This is a genomic window from Deefgea chitinilytica, from assembly GCF_016881405.1.
Taxonomy (GTDB): Bacteria; Pseudomonadota; Gammaproteobacteria; order Burkholderiales; family Chitinibacteraceae; genus Deefgea; species Deefgea chitinilytica.
Genome location: NZ_WOFE01000008.1, coordinates 1 through 15,640, shown reverse-complemented (window position 1 = coordinate 15,640; position 15,640 = coordinate 1). Strand labels below are relative to the sequence as shown.

The window sequence follows — 15,640 nt, the reverse complement described above, 5'->3', positions numbered from 1 at the left end:
CAGAAATAGCATGACGGTGATTATCGCAAATAAAAAAGAACCGTGATTTGCACTAAGATAGTTACAATCTATTGAAACAGAATCCCGAAAAGAAAGCTCATGCCGCTCAAAACCGAAATATTAACAGCAATTCGTATCGTCTCTCGTGCAAAATTTATTCCTATCTGCATATATTCAGCCATATTTTTAATTTTGATTACTTGGCTAAGCGCTGAGTTTAGTGGCAGACAGCCCGCCACGGTTGCATTAGATATAGGAATATCTTACATTAAAATAGTGCTACCTATTATTTGTATTTTATTGGCACAAGAGTTGTTTACTAAAGAGTTTGACCGAAAACTTTATCTTACATCCCTCTCCTACCCAAAGACGCGACAAAGTTTTTTACTCGGTCGATTGGTTGCTATTTATGCATTACAAATTGCACTATTATTCCTCCTAAGTCTGACACTATTACTTTGCTTAAAATCAATTAGCGCCGGATATGAACAAGCAACTCCTGTCTCACTTGGCAAACCTTACCTCATTACATTTAGCTTTATCGCTATTGAATTATTTGTGATCGCCGCAATCGCATCACTACTAGCCATTCGTGCTAGCACCCCCAGTTTTGTTTTGATTGGCACAGTCGGATTCACATTAGCTGCTCGATCTTTTGCGCCAATGATTGCTTTACTAGAAAACAACACGTCTCTTATGAAGAACTCAAGTGAATATAAATCATCAATAGGCATCCTCGGATATTTACTGCCTGATTTTAATGCTTTAGATACAAGAGCCATTGCACTATACGATAGTTTAACTTTCTTACCACACAATTGGACGTTAAATATAGCAACCAACCTACTTTACGGAATCGGACTAATCACATTATCCATTTGGTCTCTCAATAGAAAAAAATTCATATAAAATGAAGAAAAATTTTATTACCATATTGGCCTCAGTGATTTCATTTAGTCTATTTGTTTTTATTTCGGCAAACAACAAAACAGTCACAAATACCAATAAAAATCAAGGCATGGATAGGATTGTTATTCCTGCCACTTTACAAATTATTCTAGCGGCAGGGGATCCATTTTTAGCTGCAAATTTTGAAGCGATTCGCGCAGCAAGTACATGGAGCGGCAATAATGCGATTGACACATTATTTCGACTCAGAGTTAACTCAGTTATTGCCCAACTAAACCCTTGCCACGAAGACAATTACTACAATACAAATGCCCTACTTTCTTGGGGTGGATCTCCTAAAGAGGGCAGTAGCATACTTAAAAAGGCGATGAAATGCCGGTACTGGGATGATATCCCTGCGTTCTTTTATGGCTTTAACCGCCACTATTTTTTTAATGAAACGGCAGAAGCAAAAAAAGCAATTCTAACAGCGGCAGACCGTTCAGACAAAAAAAGTGTAATGTATAAAAAAATAGCCATTATGATTGAAGCTGGAACGTTATCAAACAACGAAGCGGCACTTGCTTTTTTAAAAGATCAAAAGAACAAAAGCACAGATAACAATTTAAAAGCATTACTAGAAAAAAGAATATTAAGACTTACAGGATTGATTACACTACAAAATGCGCAAAAAACTTTTGAATCAAAATATAAAAAACCACTAACAAATCCATTTGATCTTTTTAGTAGCGGCGTTTTAACAGCGATCCCTCACGATCCACTTGGGCTCGGTTATGAATTCGAGAACGGACAGTTTCAACTCAAACAGTTTAAATTTAATTAATTTTGAGCTTATCAAAAAATGCCTAATGCACTTGAATATAAAGCAGTAAACAAATACTTCCGATCAAAAGGCAAATTAATACAAGCTCTGCACAATATCAATTTCTCAGTAGCCGAAGGCGAAGTTTTTGGCTTTGTTGGTCCAAATGGCGCTGGCAAATCAACCACCATTAAAATCATGCTCGATATCATCGATGATTACACTGGTGATGTGCAATTGTATGGTGTATCGGCAAGAAATGCAGATGCTCGAAAAGGCATTGCCTACGTACCAGAATCGCCCGCTTTATACGAACAATTTACACCATTAGAAATTCTGCAAATGGGCTTAGACATGTACGGCATTCGCCGTACAGACAAAGACGCATGGTGCACTCAATGGCTTGAACGTTTTTCAATTGGCCATGTCGCCAAACAACGTATTCGCTCACTTTCCAAAGGTACGGCGCAACGTGTTGCTTTAGCTCATGCCTTAGTTGTTAACCCAAAGTTACTTGTATTGGACGAGCCTCTGTCTGGACTAGACCCTGTTGGCCGTAAAGATGTAATCGAAATATTAGCTGAATACAAAAAACAAGGTGGTGCGATTTTTTTCACCTCACATGTACTACATGATGTGGAGCGTATTGCAGATCGCTTTGGCTTCATTCATAAAGGCGAACTACTCACCACTCGATCGCCACGTGAGCTTGCCGCGGAACGCGCAGATTGCTATTTGGTGCGCTACAATGCAGAGCAACCAATTCATAGCTCAAATATTCAAATTCGTGACTCTGAATTCGAGATTGAAGTTACACAAAGTGAACTTCCGAACTTTATTCAACAGATCAGCGCAAATAATGGCCACTTGCTCACAGTGAAGCCAGCAGTTTCACTTGAAACAGTATTTTTCAAAATCCTGAATGAGCAAAATAATTCAAATCAAATTTCGAATTAAGCACAAGTCAGCAACTATTATTGATTTAACTTTTATTCCATGAAACAACCTTGCTACTATGGAAGGTAAAACATCAAATAGAGCGTTAACTTATGCGTAAATTCTTATTTATATTGCTCTTCATTACTTGCATACCCACCTTCGCTGGTCGAGTACTGCCCGAAGGCGTTTACACCACTTTGGATTCCTTCACCCCCCCAGTCATTCGTTTAGATGGTAAGGAGTATTACACTTCCGCTGCATTTCAAATTCGGGATGAGCAAAATCGTTTGCTTGCTCCACAGCGTGTTCCAGCGAATGTTCCGGTTTGGGTTCAGGTTGAGCCGAGTCGGCAGGATTTGATTTGGCGAGCTTGGATTTTGTCGCCCGAGGAAGTGGAATATCTGAAGTCGATTGGCCGGATTAAAGAGCCTCGAGCAACTTTTTTTGGTTTGGAATGTTTGTTTGTTCAGTGCTAGGCAATGAATCGATTGCCAAGCACTAGACCTAGCTGAACCGATCACCGGGCGCTTTTTGTCTAAACCATATAACTGCTTTAATTTACACGCTGTCCATTGTTAATGGCAGCGTGCACTCAATCCATCGAACAGCCTTTTTACGTACTTGACGCTGGCATGGATAAATCAACGACAGCACGCATAAAACGTGAGCAATCGGTAAGCTCAGCAGCAAAAAGTAAGCGACCAATTTGCAAGCCTCTGTTTTTAGTAACAAATTCCTCAGTTAATCAGCGCCGCTCAAGCCGTGATTTGCGTTAAAATCCAGCCTAACGATTTAAATACCAACTCCCAAACCAATACATCATAGTGCCGCTTATTATTTTCCTTGATGGGTATACCCATCAAAGCATTAAATTTCAATACGGCTAGGCATATACATTAAGTTTTTTAGAAAAGAAGTTACGCAATGAGCAAAAAAGTATTTATTAAAACCTTCGGCTGCCAAATGAACGAATACGATTCGGACAAAATGGTCGACGTGTTACACGCCTCCGAAGGCTTGGTGAAAACCGATAATGTCGAAGAAGCCGATGTGATTTTGTTTAACACCTGTAGCGTGCGCGAAAAAGCGCAGGAAAAAGTTTTTTCTGATCTAGGCCGGATCAAAGACCTAAAAACCGCCAATCCGGATCTAGTGATTGGCGTTGGCGGCTGTGTGGCGTCGCAAGAAGGCGATGCGATTGTCAAACGCGCGCCGTATGTGGATATTGTATTTGGCCCGCAAACTTTGCATCGCTTGCCCGAATTGATTGCTGAAAAGCGCAAATCCGGCATCAGCCAAGTTGATATTTCTTTCCCTGAAATCGAGAAATTCGACCACCTACCGCCTGCACGCGTTGAAGGTGGCGCGGCGTATGTGTCGATTATGGAAGGCTGCTCAAAGTATTGTAGTTTTTGCGTGGTGCCGTACACGCGTGGCGAAGAAGTATCACGCCCGTTTGAAGACATCCTCACCGAAGTCGCGCATTTGGCGCAGCAAGGCGTCAAAGAGCTGCATTTGCTGGGCCAAAATGTGAACGCCTATCGCGGTGTGATTTTGGATGGTTCTGATGAAGGTGAAACCGCTGATTTAGCCACCTTGCTCGAATACGTGCACGAAATTCCGGGCATCGAGCGGATTCGTTACACCACCAGCCATCCGAAAGAAATGACGGCGCGGATTATCGATTGCTACCGCACGCTGCCAAAACTGTGCTCGCAATTGCATTTACCAGTACAAGCGGGTTCCGATCGCGTATTAGTGAATATGAAACGCGGTTACACCACGCTGGAATACAAATCTGTGATTCGCAAATTGCGCGAAGCGCGCCCTGATTTGTGTTTTTCGAGCGACTTTATCGTTGGTTTCCCCGGCGAAACCGAAGAAGACTTCGAGCGCACGATGAAATTGATCGAAGACGTCGGTTTTGATACCAGCTACAGCTTTGTTTACAGCCGTCGCCCTGGTACGCCTGCCGCCGATTTACCCGACGATGTGCCAGAAGAAGTCAAACTCACCCGTCTGCAACGGATGCAAAAACGTCTGGAACAACAAGCCGAAGCGATTAATTTGGCCATGGTCGGCAGCGTACAACGCGTGCTGGTCGAGCGTTTTGCCAAAAAAGACAAAACCGAACTCGCTGGCCGTACCGACAATAATCGCATCGTGAATTTTGAAGGCAATCCGCGCTTGATGAATCAATTTGTGCACGTCAAAATCACCGACGCCTTCCCACGCAGCTTGCGCGGTGAGATTGTGACGCAAGAAATCTAATCGCAAACGAGGATTGTTGTGCATACCGAATCCATCAGCTTCACCCCCATCGATAACAAACGCCTCGACAATCTATGCGGCGCCTTGGATGACAATCTGCGCCAAATCGAGGTGGCGCTCGACGTTACCATTGCGCGGCGTAATGAGGTGTTCAAAGTCACTGGGGCAATCAAAGCAACACGCAAAGCGCTTGATGCCTTGGAAATCTTTTACGACGATGCCGACGAGCCGCTCGATGTCGATACGGTGCAACTGGGTTTGATTGAAATTTTACGTAATCCCAATGAGCTAATTATTGATCCAACCGTGCCGCAATTGCGCACCAAACGCGGTGATTTACGTGGCCGCACGCCGGGGCAAAACACTTACATCAAAATGATTGCCGAACATGATGTGACGTTTGGTATTGGCCCAGCGGGCACAGGCAAGACGTATCTGGCGGTAGCCAGTGCAGTCGATGCGCTAGAGCGAGATACTGTGCAACGTCTAGTCTTGGTTCGCCCTGCGGTTGAGGCCGGTGAAAAGCTCGGTTTCTTGCCCGGTGATTTGGTGCAGAAAGTCGACCCGTATTTACGGCCACTGTACGACGCGCTGTATGATTTATTGGGCGTGGAAAAAGTCACCAAGCTATTTGAAAAACAAATCATTGAAATCGCACCGCTAGCGTTTATGCGTGGTCGTACTTTAAGCCACAGCTTTATCATCTTGGACGAAGCGCAAAACACCACGCCGGAACAAATGAAAATGTTCCTCACGCGGATTGGCTTTGGCAGCAAAGCCGTAGTCACTGGTGATGCCACCCAGATCGACCTGCCTAAACATCAGAAGTCAGGTTTAACTGACGCCCAAGAAGTACTGCAAGGCGTGCGCGGGATTGGCGTACATCACTTCACCGCAGCCGACGTCGTTCGCCACCCGTTGGTACAAAAAATCGTCACTGCTTACGAAAAAACCGCGGCGCAACGTGCCGCCCAAGAAGCGGCGCGCGAAGAACAACGCCGCGCCGTCAAAGGCCTTGCCTCATGAGTCGCAATATCCAACTTGCCATCCAAAACGAAAGTCTCGCCAGCCCGATTCCACGCAAAAGCCTACTCAAAAAATGGGTTCGCGCGGCACTGTCCAAGCAATTTACGCAAGCTGAAGTCACGCTACGCTTTGTTGATGCAGAAGAAGGCCAAAGCTTAAATCGCGATTATCGCCAAAAAGATTACGCCACCAATGTACTGACGTTTACCTTTAACGAAGATTTGCCGCCAGGCGCACCATTGATGGGGGATTTAGTCTTATGCGGTTCGGTAATTGAGCGCGAAGCCTTCGAGCAAAAAAAACCACTGTTAGCGCATTATTGCCACATGATCGTGCATGGCATGCTGCATTTACAAGGCTTTGACCACATTGATGAGGCAGAAGCCGAGGCGATGGAAGCGCTTGAAACACAAATTGTCACGAAGCTGGGTTATGATGACCCTTATCTGAGCGAAAAGGAGTAGTTTGAATTATGGACGACGTTCCGTCCCCGAGTCATAAACCTAGTCTGCTAGAAAGACTCACCCATTTCCTGTTACGGGAGCCGGAAAACCGCGGCGAACTGGTTGAAATTTTGCATTCCGCGTTCGAGCGCCAACTGCTCGACGCTGACGCGCTTGGTATGATCGAAGGCGTGCTCAATGTAGGTGATATGCAAGTGCGCGACATCATGGTGCCGCGCTCGCAAATGGACGTCATCGACATCAACGATTCCCCCGCCGAATTTATCCCCTTTGTTATTGAAACCGCTCACTCTCGCTTTCCAGTGATTGATGGCAGCAAAGATCATGTGCTTGGCGTACTGCTCGCCAAAGACTTGCTACGCTACTACGCCAAAGACAGCGAATTCAATGTGCGCGATATGCTGCGCCCAGCGGTTTATATTCCCGAAGCCAAACGCCTGAATGTATTGTTGAAAGACTTCCGCAATAATCGCAATCACATGGCGATTGTCGTTGATGAATACGGTGGCGTGGCAGGCTTGGTGACGATTGAAGACGTGATGGAACAAATCGTCGGCGACATCGAAGATGAATACGACGAGGATGAAGACGAAGACAATATGGTGCAAGATCGCAAAGGTCATTGGCGCGTCAAAGGCGTCACAGAAATTAGCGATTTGAACGAGACCATCGGCAGCCACTTCCCCACCGATGAATTTGATACCTTAGCTGGCGTGATGATGGATTGCTTTGGCCATGTACCAAAACGAGGCGAAAGTATCGACTGCCATGGTTATCGCTGTCTGATTTTGCGCGCCGATAGTCGCCGCGTGCATTCTATTTTGCTCGAGAAAATCACTGACAATCACGAGGCTTAGTGCCTTGCTGGCGATGAATCGATTCATACCACCGATTCATCGCCCCCACCCGCCCAAAAGCCAATCGATGACACTCAATCGCCCTACCGTATTACTCCTTCAATTTCTGAGTGGCGCAGCCGCTGTAATTGCATTTGCCCCGCTGTCGCAAGCCTGGGTGCTGCTCATTTCGCTATGGGTCTTGTTTTACGGTTGGCAACAAGCCGGCTCTGCGCGGCGCGCACTACTGCCGAGTTTTATCTGGGGCTTGGGGTATTTCATTGGCAACGCCAGCTGGATTTACATTAGCCTACATACCCATGGCAATATGCCCGCACCGTTAGCTGCTACCGCCGTTTTCTTATTTGCTGCTTATTTAGCCCTATTTCCAATGCTGGCAGGTTGGCTCACTTGGCGACTGCCCTGCCCTGAAAAATGGCGTTTCACACTACTCGCTCCAACACTATTTCTTTTAACCGAATGGCTACGCGGCTGGTTGTTTACGGGTTTTCCGTGGGCGTCGATTGGTAGCGCCTATATTGATTGGCTTGGCGGGCTATACCCAATTATTGGCACCTATGGCGCAGGCTGGTTAGTCGCTCTCTGCGTCAGCATTTTTTTAGTCGACAAGCGCTTTGCGCTCGGCCTTGCGATTGCCGTGATCAGCACCAGCAGTTTGCTCAGCCAAATTACGTGGACTCAGCCGATGGGTGAACCCGTCAAGGTCAGCGTCTTACAAGGCAATATTGAGCAGAGCATGAAATGGAATTCGGCGTTTTACATGCAGAGCTTAGAAAACTATCTCAAACTCACCCAGCAAGCCAAAGGTCAATTGATTTTAATGCCGGAAACAGCGATACCGTCTTTCTTCAAGGACATCCCAGCTTGGTATGTTGAAGAGTTACGTGCGGCGGCCGCAGCCAAATCGGCAACGTTATTACTCGGCGTCGCCACGCAAGGTGAAAATCCGCAGCATTATTACAATTCGGTGGTGAACCTGGCCCAACCTGATGCCACGCCCTACGGTAAATCGCATTTGGTGCCATTTGGTGAGCACATTCCACTGCCGTGGCTGTTTGGCAGCATTTATAAAGTGCTCGACATGCCGCTCAGCGGTTTTCAGCGCGCACCGTTGGCGCAAGCACCGTTTGATATTGTAGGCGGGAAAGTGGCGGCGAATGTGTGTTACGAAGACGTCTTTGGTGATGAAATCCGCGTCAATGCCGCTAATGCCACGTTGCTGGCGAACTTCACCAATATGGCGTGGTTTGATGGCTCTTGGGCGGCCGAGCAGCACGCGCAAATGGCACGCGCCCGCGCACTGGAAAATGGCCGCTACTTAATCCGCGCCACCAACACCGGCAAAACCGCCATCATCAACCCGAAAGGACAATTTGTCGCCGTACTCGCCCCAGAACAAACCGGCATTCTGGAAGGCGAAGTGCGTCACATGCAAGGCACAACGCCGTATCAATGGGCAGGCGACAAGCCGGTGATCGGCCTGATGTTTGGGATATTACTGCTGGCGGGAATTTTGCAACGACGAAGAAAAAAGGGCGATTTTTAGATTTTGTGTTGATGGTTTTAAGTGCCTGCGGCACGGTGTTTTACAGTCGCAATCCGCGACGGGGACTTACTTTTCTTGCCTCGCCAAGAAAAGTAAGCAAAAGAAGGCGACCCATATATCTGCACCGACTTCGTCGGCTTGATATGAGGGGTTTTAAAATCCCCAGCTCGACGAGCGCGAAACAATATCAACGCCAAATCTGAATATTGCAGATAATAGGTAGGTATACATTCAAACACCTTACTAAACAAAGCCTATATGAAAATACCCATCAATCACTCTCAGGCTTCGCGTGTTTAGATAGTACTTCCTTCGGGAAGAAAACCATTCGTGTTTGAGCGAGACGGTCGTGAATGAATTGCTTATCGCGATCAAACAGCGCCCACAGCAAGGGCAATACAAACAGCGCCAACGAAACCCATAACAAGGGCTGATATTCAGCTTGTTTGCGCGCCAATAGATACACTGGCAATAAAGAACCGTAGCACACGCTCGCAACGGTAAAGCGAATTAACACCGCTTTGCGCGTTAAACTGCTGCCATCTTGCATTAATAAACGAGTGCGCCAAGTCTTCATCGCCAAGGTTTGCCCGCCGCGCATCCAGCACCAGCCAAAATACAGCAAAGTCACCACCAGCAACCATACAAAGTTCAACGCCCCCAGCCACGGATAATCGCTCAACTGCGTCACACTTAATCCGGAAACAATCTGGAATACTCCCTGAAACACGCCTTCGGCAATCAGCAATAAAGCCGTCAGCAATAATATTTCATACATAAACGACACCATCCGGCGGATCAATCCGGCGGTTGATAATTGATTTTCTATCATTTTTTGCTTTCGACTTCAGATTGTATGGATTGACTTCGGCTAGCTCTGTACTCGTGCTTACGGTGCATTTTTTCCATCAGCAGTTTTCGCTCCTCCGGTGGCAGCGCCTGCAAACGGCGATAATTCTCGCGCGCTCTTTCCCGCTGCTCGGGCGTCCAAGCGGCCCAGCGACTAAAACGCTCGCGCATTCTAGCTTGTTTTTCAACAGGCATATTGGGCAAACGTGCCGCCAACGCAGAAAAACGCTGTTGATCCTCCATAGGCAATGTCGCCCATTGATTCGCCATCGGTGCCAGTACTTCGCGCTGAGCCGGGGTTAATGTATTCCATGGCACAGCATCAGCCGCATACAAGCAAGCCGTCGAAAAACACATCAACAGCAGCAAAGCGCAACGTTTCATTGTTCTTGAGCCTCCAGCATGGCAGCATCAAGTAGCATTTCCATCGGTACATCGCTACTCAAAAGAGCAATATCAATCGCCGCATCGGGCTGGCTACGCTGCTGTTGCAACACCGCAAGGCCAATCGCAAGCAATAAAGCCAAACTCGTCAGAGCAAACTTCGGATAACTCAATACCAAAGCAATCCAACCGCCACGCGTAGCCATCGACTGCGCACCGTGCGCCAGCGCCGCTTGCCGAGCTTGTCTCAAGCGATTTTGCACTGACTCAGGAACAGGAGCATCCGCAATTTTTTGGCTCAAACGGCCGAATTCTTCTTCATTCATAGGGTGACTCCCCTTTCTTTAAGCCATGCAGCCAAACTATGACAAGCACGAGAACAATGCGTTTTCACGCTGCCTTCTGAGCACCCCATCACTTGCGCCGTCTCCGTTACATCGAGCTCTTCCCAATAACGCAGCAGAAAGGCTTCTCGTTGACGGGCAGGTAATACCGTTAGTCCAGCCTCAATCAGCGCCATTTTCTGTTGTTGATCCACTTCGGCTTCGGCACTGGGGTTTAATTCACTGATGTGCGGTAAATGATTCAGCGGGTCAGTATCGGCCTCGTCTTCATTCTGATGATTGGAAAATTTAGCAAACAAAGACACCCAAAAATTGCGCAACTTAGCTCGGCGCTGAAAATCGCGGATGGTGTTTTGCAGAATGGTTTGGAATAACATCGGCCATTCCGCCTCAGACTTGTCGGCATAGCGCGTTGCTAATTTGAGCATTGCATCCTGCACAATATCGAGCGCATGTTCATCGTCGCGAACCGCATATTGCGCTTGCCGCCAAGCACGGCGCTCCACCCGCGCCAAGAAGTCATTCAATTGCTGCGAACTGGCCAAACCACCTCCGAAAAACGCCACATGCGAATGCACACGTCAATGAACATGAGCAAAAACAGGAAATTAATACTAACAAAAGCATTAGCTGCTGTCGTCATGAGTTTTGCGGTTGCGCTGGAGCGCCTTTTTCAGCCAGAAAAACTTGCCAAAACAAGGTTCATCGTTTACCTTTAACCCCCTACACAAAAGTCACTATAGCGACCGGTCGTTTAAAACAAACGGCAGGGGCACTGAGATAGACCGCAAGCGAAGCGCACTTTCGTCTAAAACGGCCAAAAGCCAATAGACGGCGGAACATCCAGTTAATAAAAACACCCACAGGAGGAGGTAGGCCAAAGCGCTTACCCGTGAGGTGTTGGCTGCTGACCCCAAGGTCAGTAGTAGCCTGTTGCAAACGCAGCTTGCAAAAACCGATCAATTATTGACTCAGGATAAACCCATGCAGATTTCGGGCGCAGAAATTCTCGCGCGCTGTCTTGCCGAAGAAAATGTCGAGTTCGTATTCGGCTATCCCGGTGGCGCCGTTTTGGAAATCTATGATGCGATTTTCAAACAAAATAAATTCAAACACGTTCTCGTTCGTCATGAACAAGCCGCAGTCCATGCTGCTGATGCTTATTCGCGCTCTTCCGAAAAAATCGGTGTAGCGCTGGTGACATCCGGCCCAGGCGCGACCAATGCTTTAACTGGCATTGCAACCGCGTTTATGGATTCGATCCCAATGGTGGTGATTTCCGGCCAAGTCGGCACGCCAGCGATTGGTTCAGACGCTTTCCAAGAAGTCGATATGGTGGGTTGCTCACGCCCTATCGTAAAACACAACTTCTTGGTCAAAGACATCAAAGACCTTGCGACGACGGTTAAAAAAGCCTTCCATATCGCGACCACAGGCCGCCCTGGCCCCGTTGTGATTGATGTGCCAAAAGACGTAACGCAAGCTAAATACGTTTTTGAATATCCAAAATCGGTATCAATTCGCAGCTACAACCCACCAGTGAAAGGCCACCCAGGTCAGATCAAAAAAGCAGCACAGATGCTGGCCGAAGCCAAACGTCCGTTCATTTATGTCGGTGGTGGCGCGGTATTGGGTAATGCCGCCGCTGAAGTGACTGAATTGGTTCGTATGCTTAATTTGCCATGCACCAATACGCTGATGGGTTTGGGTGCCTATCCAGGCTCGGATCCGCAGTTCGTCGGCATGTTGGGGATGCATGGTACGTATGAAGCCAATATGGCAATGCAATACGCGGATACGATTATCGCGATCGGCGCGCGCTTTGATGACCGCGTGATCTCAAACCCGAAGCATTTCTTGTCGCAAGCAAAACGCATTGTGCAAATCGATATTGATCCGTCGTCGATTGCCAAACGCGTGAAAGTCGATGTGCCTATCGTCGGCGACGTGAAAGACGTTCTCAAAGATTTGATCGCAGTTCTCAAAGAAACCAACGCGAAACCAAGCGAAAAAGCGCTCAATGCATGGTGGGATCAAATCAACGACTGGCGCGCTCCGAAGAGCTTATGGTACCCAGCCGACAGCGAAATCATTCAGCCGCAATTTGTGATGCAAAAACTGTATGAAGTAACAGGTGGCGACGCCATTATTACTTCCGACGTGGGTCAGCACCAAATGTACACGGCGCAATACTATGCGTTCAATCGCCCACGCCAATGGATTAACTCTGGTGGTTTAGGCACGATGGGCTTTGGCTTGCCCGCCGCAATGGGCGCACAACTCGCCAATCCTGATGCGACAGTGGCTTGTATTACTGGCGACGGCTCAATTCAGATGAATATCCAAGAATTATCAACCTGCAAGCAATACCACACCCCTGTGAAAATCATTAACTTGAATAATGGTTATCTGGGTATGGTGCGCCAATGGCAAGAGTTCTTCTACGGCACGCGTTATTCTGAGTCGTATGTGGATGCGCTACCAGACTTTGTAAAATTGGCAGAAGCCTACGGTCACGTTGGTATGCAAATCACTAAGCCAGCCGACGTTGAGCCTGCATTGCGCGAAGCCTTTGCGATGAAAGAGCGTTTGGTATTTATGGATTTCATCACCAATCCAAAAGCGAACGTCTTCCCAATGATTCAAAACGGGAAAGGCCTTAACCAAATGGATTTACCGCCGCATATGCAATCAATGCAGCTCGTGCCATTTGAAAACAACCGTGACTACGGCAATCTTTGCTAAGGAGAGATGAGAATGCGCCATATTTTATCTGTCCTGATTGAGAACGAAGCCGGTGCGCTATCGCGCGTTACGGGTCTGTTTTCTGCTCGTGGCTACAATATTGACTCACTGACGGTGCAAACCACCGAAGATCCAACCATGAGCCGGATGACGATTGTCACGCACGGCTCGGAAGACGTGATCGAACAAATCACCAAGCAGCTCAACAAGCTGATCGAAGTGGTTAAAGTGATCGACCTGAACGAGGCTGATCATATTGAGCGTGAACTGATGCTCATCAAGGTACGCGCCACTGGCAAAGACCGCGAAGAAATGAAACGCATGGCGGATATTTTCCGTGGTCGTATCATCGACGTGACTGAAAAAACCTACACGATTGAACTCACTGGCACCGGTGAAAAGCTCAGCGCTTTCATCAGCGCACTCGATCAATCGGCAATTTTAGAAACCGTCCGTACCGGCGCCTCTGGCATTGGTCGTGGCGAGCGGATCCTAAAACTTTAACAGGGCATCTTCCTGTAGCCAAACACAGGAAATACCCCATAAGCAATACCCATATCATTTAAAGGAAGCACATCATGGCATTGAACGTTTACTACGATAAAGACACCAACCCAGAAATCATCAAAGGCAAAAAAGTAGCCATCATCGGTTACGGCTCACAAGGCCATGCCCACGCTTGCAACCTGAAAGATTCAGGCGTTGATGTGACTGTTGGTCTGCGCGCTGGCTCAGCGACTGTAAAAAAAGCTGAAGCTCACGGCCTGAAAGTCACTGACGTTAAAACTGCAGTGGCTGGCGCTGACGTAGTAATGATTTTGACTCCGGACGAGTTCCAATCAAAACTGTACAAAGAAGAAATCGAGCCAAACATCAAGCAAGGCGCAACACTCGCTTTCGCTCACGGCTTTGCGATTCACTACAACCAAGTGGTGCCACGCAAAGACCTCGACGTCATCATGATCGCGCCTAAAGCACCAGGCCACACTGTGCGTTCAGAATTCGTCCGTGGCGGCGGCGTTCCTGACCTGATCGCGATCTTCCAAGACGCAACTGGCAAAGCTAAAGACGTGGCATTGTCTTACGCTTGGGGCGTGGGCGGCGGCCGCACGGGTATCATCGAAACCACTTTCAAAGACGAAACTGAAACTGACTTGTTCGGCGAACAAGCCGTACTGTGCGGTGGCGCAGTTGAATTGGTGAAAATGGGCTTCGAAACTTTAGTTGAAGCTGGCTACGCACCAGAAATGGCTTACTTCGAATGCTTGCACGAATTGAAATTGATCGTTGATTTGATGTTCGAAGGCGGTATCGCGAACATGAACTACTCGATCTCTAACAACGCTGAATACGGCGAATACGTAACTGGCCCACGCGTAATCAACGAAGAGTCTCGCAAAGCAATGCGTCAAGCATTGAAAGACATCCAAACTGGTGAATACGCTAAACAATTCATCTTGGAAGGTCAAACTAACTACGCTTCAATGACTGCAGCGCGTCGCAACAACGCTGCGCACGGCATCGAAGTAGTGGGCGGCAAACTGCGCGCGATGATGCCTTGGATTCAAGCGAACAAGATCGTTGACCAAACTAAAAACTAATTTTTAAGCGGCTGCAACGCGATTGATGCTTTGTCGCTGCGCGGCTCGTGTACGACTTCGTACACGTCGCCACTAGCTTCGCGCCCAATCGCGTTTCGCTCGCTAAAATGATGGTCAAATAAAAAAAACCGGCTTTGCGCCGGTTTTTTTCTATCCACGTAACTTGTAGTCTAATGGCATTCGTTTAATAATTTTTAGCAACATGCTGCGGAGCTTTTACATACAAATGCCATTACAACTCTTAAAAAAGTTATTGCACATTCATTCTGCACACAATGCTAAAAATCGAAAAATCATTTTTCTGGATTTTGATGGTGTTCTCCATCCAGGATTCGATAACACCTTTTCACAACTCCCAAAATTTGAGCGCCTACTTCGTAGCGTGCCTGACATTGAAGTTGTCATTTCTTCATCTTGGCGAGAAGGTCGAGCTTTTCAAGAATTGAAAAACATCTTTAATTACAAATTGCAGCACAGAATTATTGGTATCACGCCGTCAATTTCATTGTCAAACCGGCAAATTGAAATTGAGCATTACTGCCAAGAGCATCTAATTTTTAATTACTTAATACTTGACGATAGCGAAGAGCTATTTTCAAGAAACTGCAAAGGCCTTTACCTGATAAATCATGAAACTGGTTTAACAGATGAAGACATAAAATTTATAAAAAGATGGTTTAAGCATCGTAGCTCCGATTAGCGCAGCGTATTCGGAAAAATGCGCTTGCGTCCGATTACGCCATGCTAATCGTACCTACGCTTTTTATAGGTAACTTGTCGAGCAGGGGTTTTAAAACCCCTCATATCAAGCCGAAGAAGCCATGTAGGGCGGGTTAGTTTTATCAACCCGCGCTGATTGATTTTTGTAACATCGAAATCAGATTGGCGGGTTACGCCTAAAGG

At 47.2% G+C, this 15,640-nt stretch carries 17 protein-coding genes; 13 read left to right on the top strand and 4 right to left on the bottom strand.

The genetic code is table 11. From position 1 onward, the window contains the following. The first annotated feature begins 99 nt into the window (after positions 1-99). From GM173_RS13175 to lnt, 9 genes are all read left to right on the top strand, one after another. Entirely contained in the window at positions 100-909 is an 810-nt protein-coding gene (locus GM173_RS13175) for an ABC transporter permease (RefSeq protein WP_203571850.1), read from the top strand. Position 910: 1 nt separating this feature from the next. Next, a complete protein-coding gene (locus GM173_RS13170) occupies positions 911-1,732 on the top strand; it encodes a hypothetical protein (RefSeq protein ID WP_203571849.1) in 822 nt (273 codons plus the stop codon). 18 nt (positions 1,733-1,750) lie between these two features. Further along, entirely contained in the window at positions 1,751-2,668 is a 918-nt protein-coding gene (locus GM173_RS13165) for an ABC transporter ATP-binding protein (RefSeq protein ID WP_203571848.1), read from the top strand. 92 nt (positions 2,669-2,760) lie between these two features. Beyond that, positions 2,761-3,126 carry a hypothetical protein gene (locus GM173_RS13160; protein WP_203571847.1) on the top strand — a complete coding sequence of 122 codons (366 nt, stop codon included), beginning with the start codon at positions 2,761-2,763 and terminating at the stop codon, positions 3,124-3,126. 448 nt (positions 3,127-3,574) lie between these two features. Beyond that, positions 3,575-4,921, top strand: a complete 1,347-nt coding sequence (gene miaB, locus GM173_RS13155) for a tRNA (N6-isopentenyl adenosine(37)-C2)-methylthiotransferase MiaB (protein WP_203571846.1) — start codon at positions 3,575-3,577, stop codon at positions 4,919-4,921. A gap of 18 nt (positions 4,922-4,939) precedes the next feature. Beyond that, a complete protein-coding gene (locus tag GM173_RS13150; RefSeq protein ID WP_203571845.1) occupies positions 4,940-5,947 on the top strand; it encodes a PhoH family protein in 1,008 nt (335 codons plus the stop codon). Beyond that, on the top strand, positions 5,944-6,411 hold the full coding sequence (gene ybeY, locus GM173_RS13145; RefSeq protein WP_203571844.1) for an rRNA maturation RNase YbeY: 468 nt from the start codon (positions 5,944-5,946) through the stop codon (positions 6,409-6,411). Before GM173_RS13150 ends, ybeY begins: the two co-directional genes overlap by 4 nt. Before the next feature lie 8 nt (positions 6,412-6,419). Next, the gene (locus tag GM173_RS13140; RefSeq protein ID WP_203571843.1) at positions 6,420-7,268 is read left to right on the top strand and encodes a CorC family transporter; all 849 of its coding nucleotides are present in this window, start codon (positions 6,420-6,422) and stop codon (positions 7,266-7,268) included. A 13-nt stretch (positions 7,269-7,281) separates the two neighbouring features. Continuing rightward, the gene (gene lnt / locus GM173_RS13135; protein WP_203571842.1) at positions 7,282-8,814 is read left to right on the top strand and encodes an apolipoprotein N-acyltransferase; all 1,533 of its coding nucleotides are present in this window, start codon (positions 7,282-7,284) and stop codon (positions 8,812-8,814) included. Between the two features lie 271 nt (positions 8,815-9,085). Here lnt and GM173_RS13130 read toward each other — a convergent pair whose 3' ends face one another. The 4 genes from GM173_RS13130 to GM173_RS13115 are packed head-to-tail and all read right to left on the bottom strand — an operon-like array spanning position 9,086 to position 10,936. Next, positions 9,086-9,646: an RDD family protein gene (locus GM173_RS13130; RefSeq protein WP_203571841.1), complete on the bottom strand. Its 561-nt coding sequence runs from the start codon at positions 9,644-9,646 to the stop codon at positions 9,086-9,088. After that, positions 9,643-10,047: a DUF3106 domain-containing protein gene (locus GM173_RS13125; protein WP_203571840.1), complete on the bottom strand. Its 405-nt coding sequence runs from the start codon at positions 10,045-10,047 to the stop codon at positions 9,643-9,645. The genes GM173_RS13130 and GM173_RS13125 overlap by 4 nt, the downstream gene beginning before the upstream one ends. After that, positions 10,044-10,373, bottom strand: a complete 330-nt coding sequence (locus tag GM173_RS13120; protein ID WP_203571839.1) for a DUF3619 family protein — start codon at positions 10,371-10,373, stop codon at positions 10,044-10,046. The genes GM173_RS13125 and GM173_RS13120 overlap by 4 nt, the downstream gene beginning before the upstream one ends. After that, positions 10,370-10,936 carry an RNA polymerase sigma factor gene (locus GM173_RS13115; protein ID WP_203571838.1) on the bottom strand — a complete coding sequence of 189 codons (567 nt, stop codon included), beginning with the start codon at positions 10,934-10,936 and terminating at the stop codon, positions 10,370-10,372. The genes GM173_RS13120 and GM173_RS13115 overlap by 4 nt, the downstream gene beginning before the upstream one ends. Before the next feature lie 439 nt (positions 10,937-11,375). On the opposite strand from GM173_RS13115, the gene ilvB reads away from it, so the two are divergent. The 4 genes from ilvB to GM173_RS13095 all read left to right on the top strand — a co-directional run bounded on the left by ilvB (position 11,376) and on the right by GM173_RS13095 (position 15,437). Further along, a complete protein-coding gene (gene ilvB, locus GM173_RS13110) occupies positions 11,376-13,136 on the top strand; it encodes a biosynthetic-type acetolactate synthase large subunit (RefSeq protein ID WP_203571837.1) in 1,761 nt (586 codons plus the stop codon). A 12-nt stretch (positions 13,137-13,148) separates the two neighbouring features. Next, positions 13,149-13,640 carry an acetolactate synthase small subunit gene (gene ilvN / locus GM173_RS13105; protein ID WP_203571836.1) on the top strand — a complete coding sequence of 164 codons (492 nt, stop codon included), beginning with the start codon at positions 13,149-13,151 and terminating at the stop codon, positions 13,638-13,640. A gap of 80 nt (positions 13,641-13,720) precedes the next feature. Beyond that, positions 13,721-14,737 carry a ketol-acid reductoisomerase gene (gene ilvC, locus GM173_RS13100; RefSeq protein WP_028449663.1) on the top strand — a complete coding sequence of 339 codons (1,017 nt, stop codon included), beginning with the start codon at positions 13,721-13,723 and terminating at the stop codon, positions 14,735-14,737. A gap of 226 nt (positions 14,738-14,963) precedes the next feature. After that, entirely contained in the window at positions 14,964-15,437 is a 474-nt protein-coding gene (locus GM173_RS13095; RefSeq protein ID WP_203571835.1) for an HAD domain-containing protein, read from the top strand. The last annotated feature ends 203 nt before the right edge of the window (positions 15,438-15,640 follow it).

Bases quoted from the DNA above. Each gene is read 5' to 3' on its own strand.
- GM173_RS13160 (WP_203571847.1), top strand. From the start codon at position 2,761: ATGCGTAAATTCTTATTTATATTGCTCTTCATTACTTGCATACCCACC.
- GM173_RS13165 (WP_203571848.1), top strand. From the start codon at position 1,751: ATGCCTAATGCACTTGAATATAAAGCAGTAAACAAATACTTCCGATCA.
- GM173_RS13125 (WP_203571840.1), bottom strand. From the start codon at position 10,047: ATGAAACGTTGCGCTTTGCTGCTGTTGATGTGTTTTTCGACGGCTTGC.
- GM173_RS13170 (WP_203571849.1), top strand. From the start codon at position 911: ATGAAGAAAAATTTTATTACCATATTGGCCTCAGTGATTTCATTTAGT.
- GM173_RS13130 (WP_203571841.1), bottom strand. From the start codon at position 9,646: ATGATAGAAAATCAATTATCAACCGCCGGATTGATCCGCCGGATGGTG.
- GM173_RS13120 (WP_203571839.1), bottom strand. From the start codon at position 10,373: ATGAATGAAGAAGAATTCGGCCGTTTGAGCCAAAAAATTGCGGATGCT.
- lnt (WP_203571842.1), top strand. From the start codon at position 7,282: ATGAATCGATTCATACCACCGATTCATCGCCCCCACCCGCCCAAAAGC.
- ilvB (WP_203571837.1), top strand. From the start codon at position 11,376: ATGCAGATTTCGGGCGCAGAAATTCTCGCGCGCTGTCTTGCCGAAGAA.
- miaB (WP_203571846.1), top strand. From the start codon at position 3,575: ATGAGCAAAAAAGTATTTATTAAAACCTTCGGCTGCCAAATGAACGAA.
- GM173_RS13175 (WP_203571850.1), top strand. From the start codon at position 100: ATGCCGCTCAAAACCGAAATATTAACAGCAATTCGTATCGTCTCTCGT.
- GM173_RS13140 (WP_203571843.1), top strand. From the start codon at position 6,420: ATGGACGACGTTCCGTCCCCGAGTCATAAACCTAGTCTGCTAGAAAGA.
- ybeY (WP_203571844.1), top strand. From the start codon at position 5,944: ATGAGTCGCAATATCCAACTTGCCATCCAAAACGAAAGTCTCGCCAGC.
- ilvN (WP_203571836.1), top strand. From the start codon at position 13,149: ATGCGCCATATTTTATCTGTCCTGATTGAGAACGAAGCCGGTGCGCTA.
- GM173_RS13095 (WP_203571835.1), top strand. From the start codon at position 14,964: ATGCCATTACAACTCTTAAAAAAGTTATTGCACATTCATTCTGCACAC.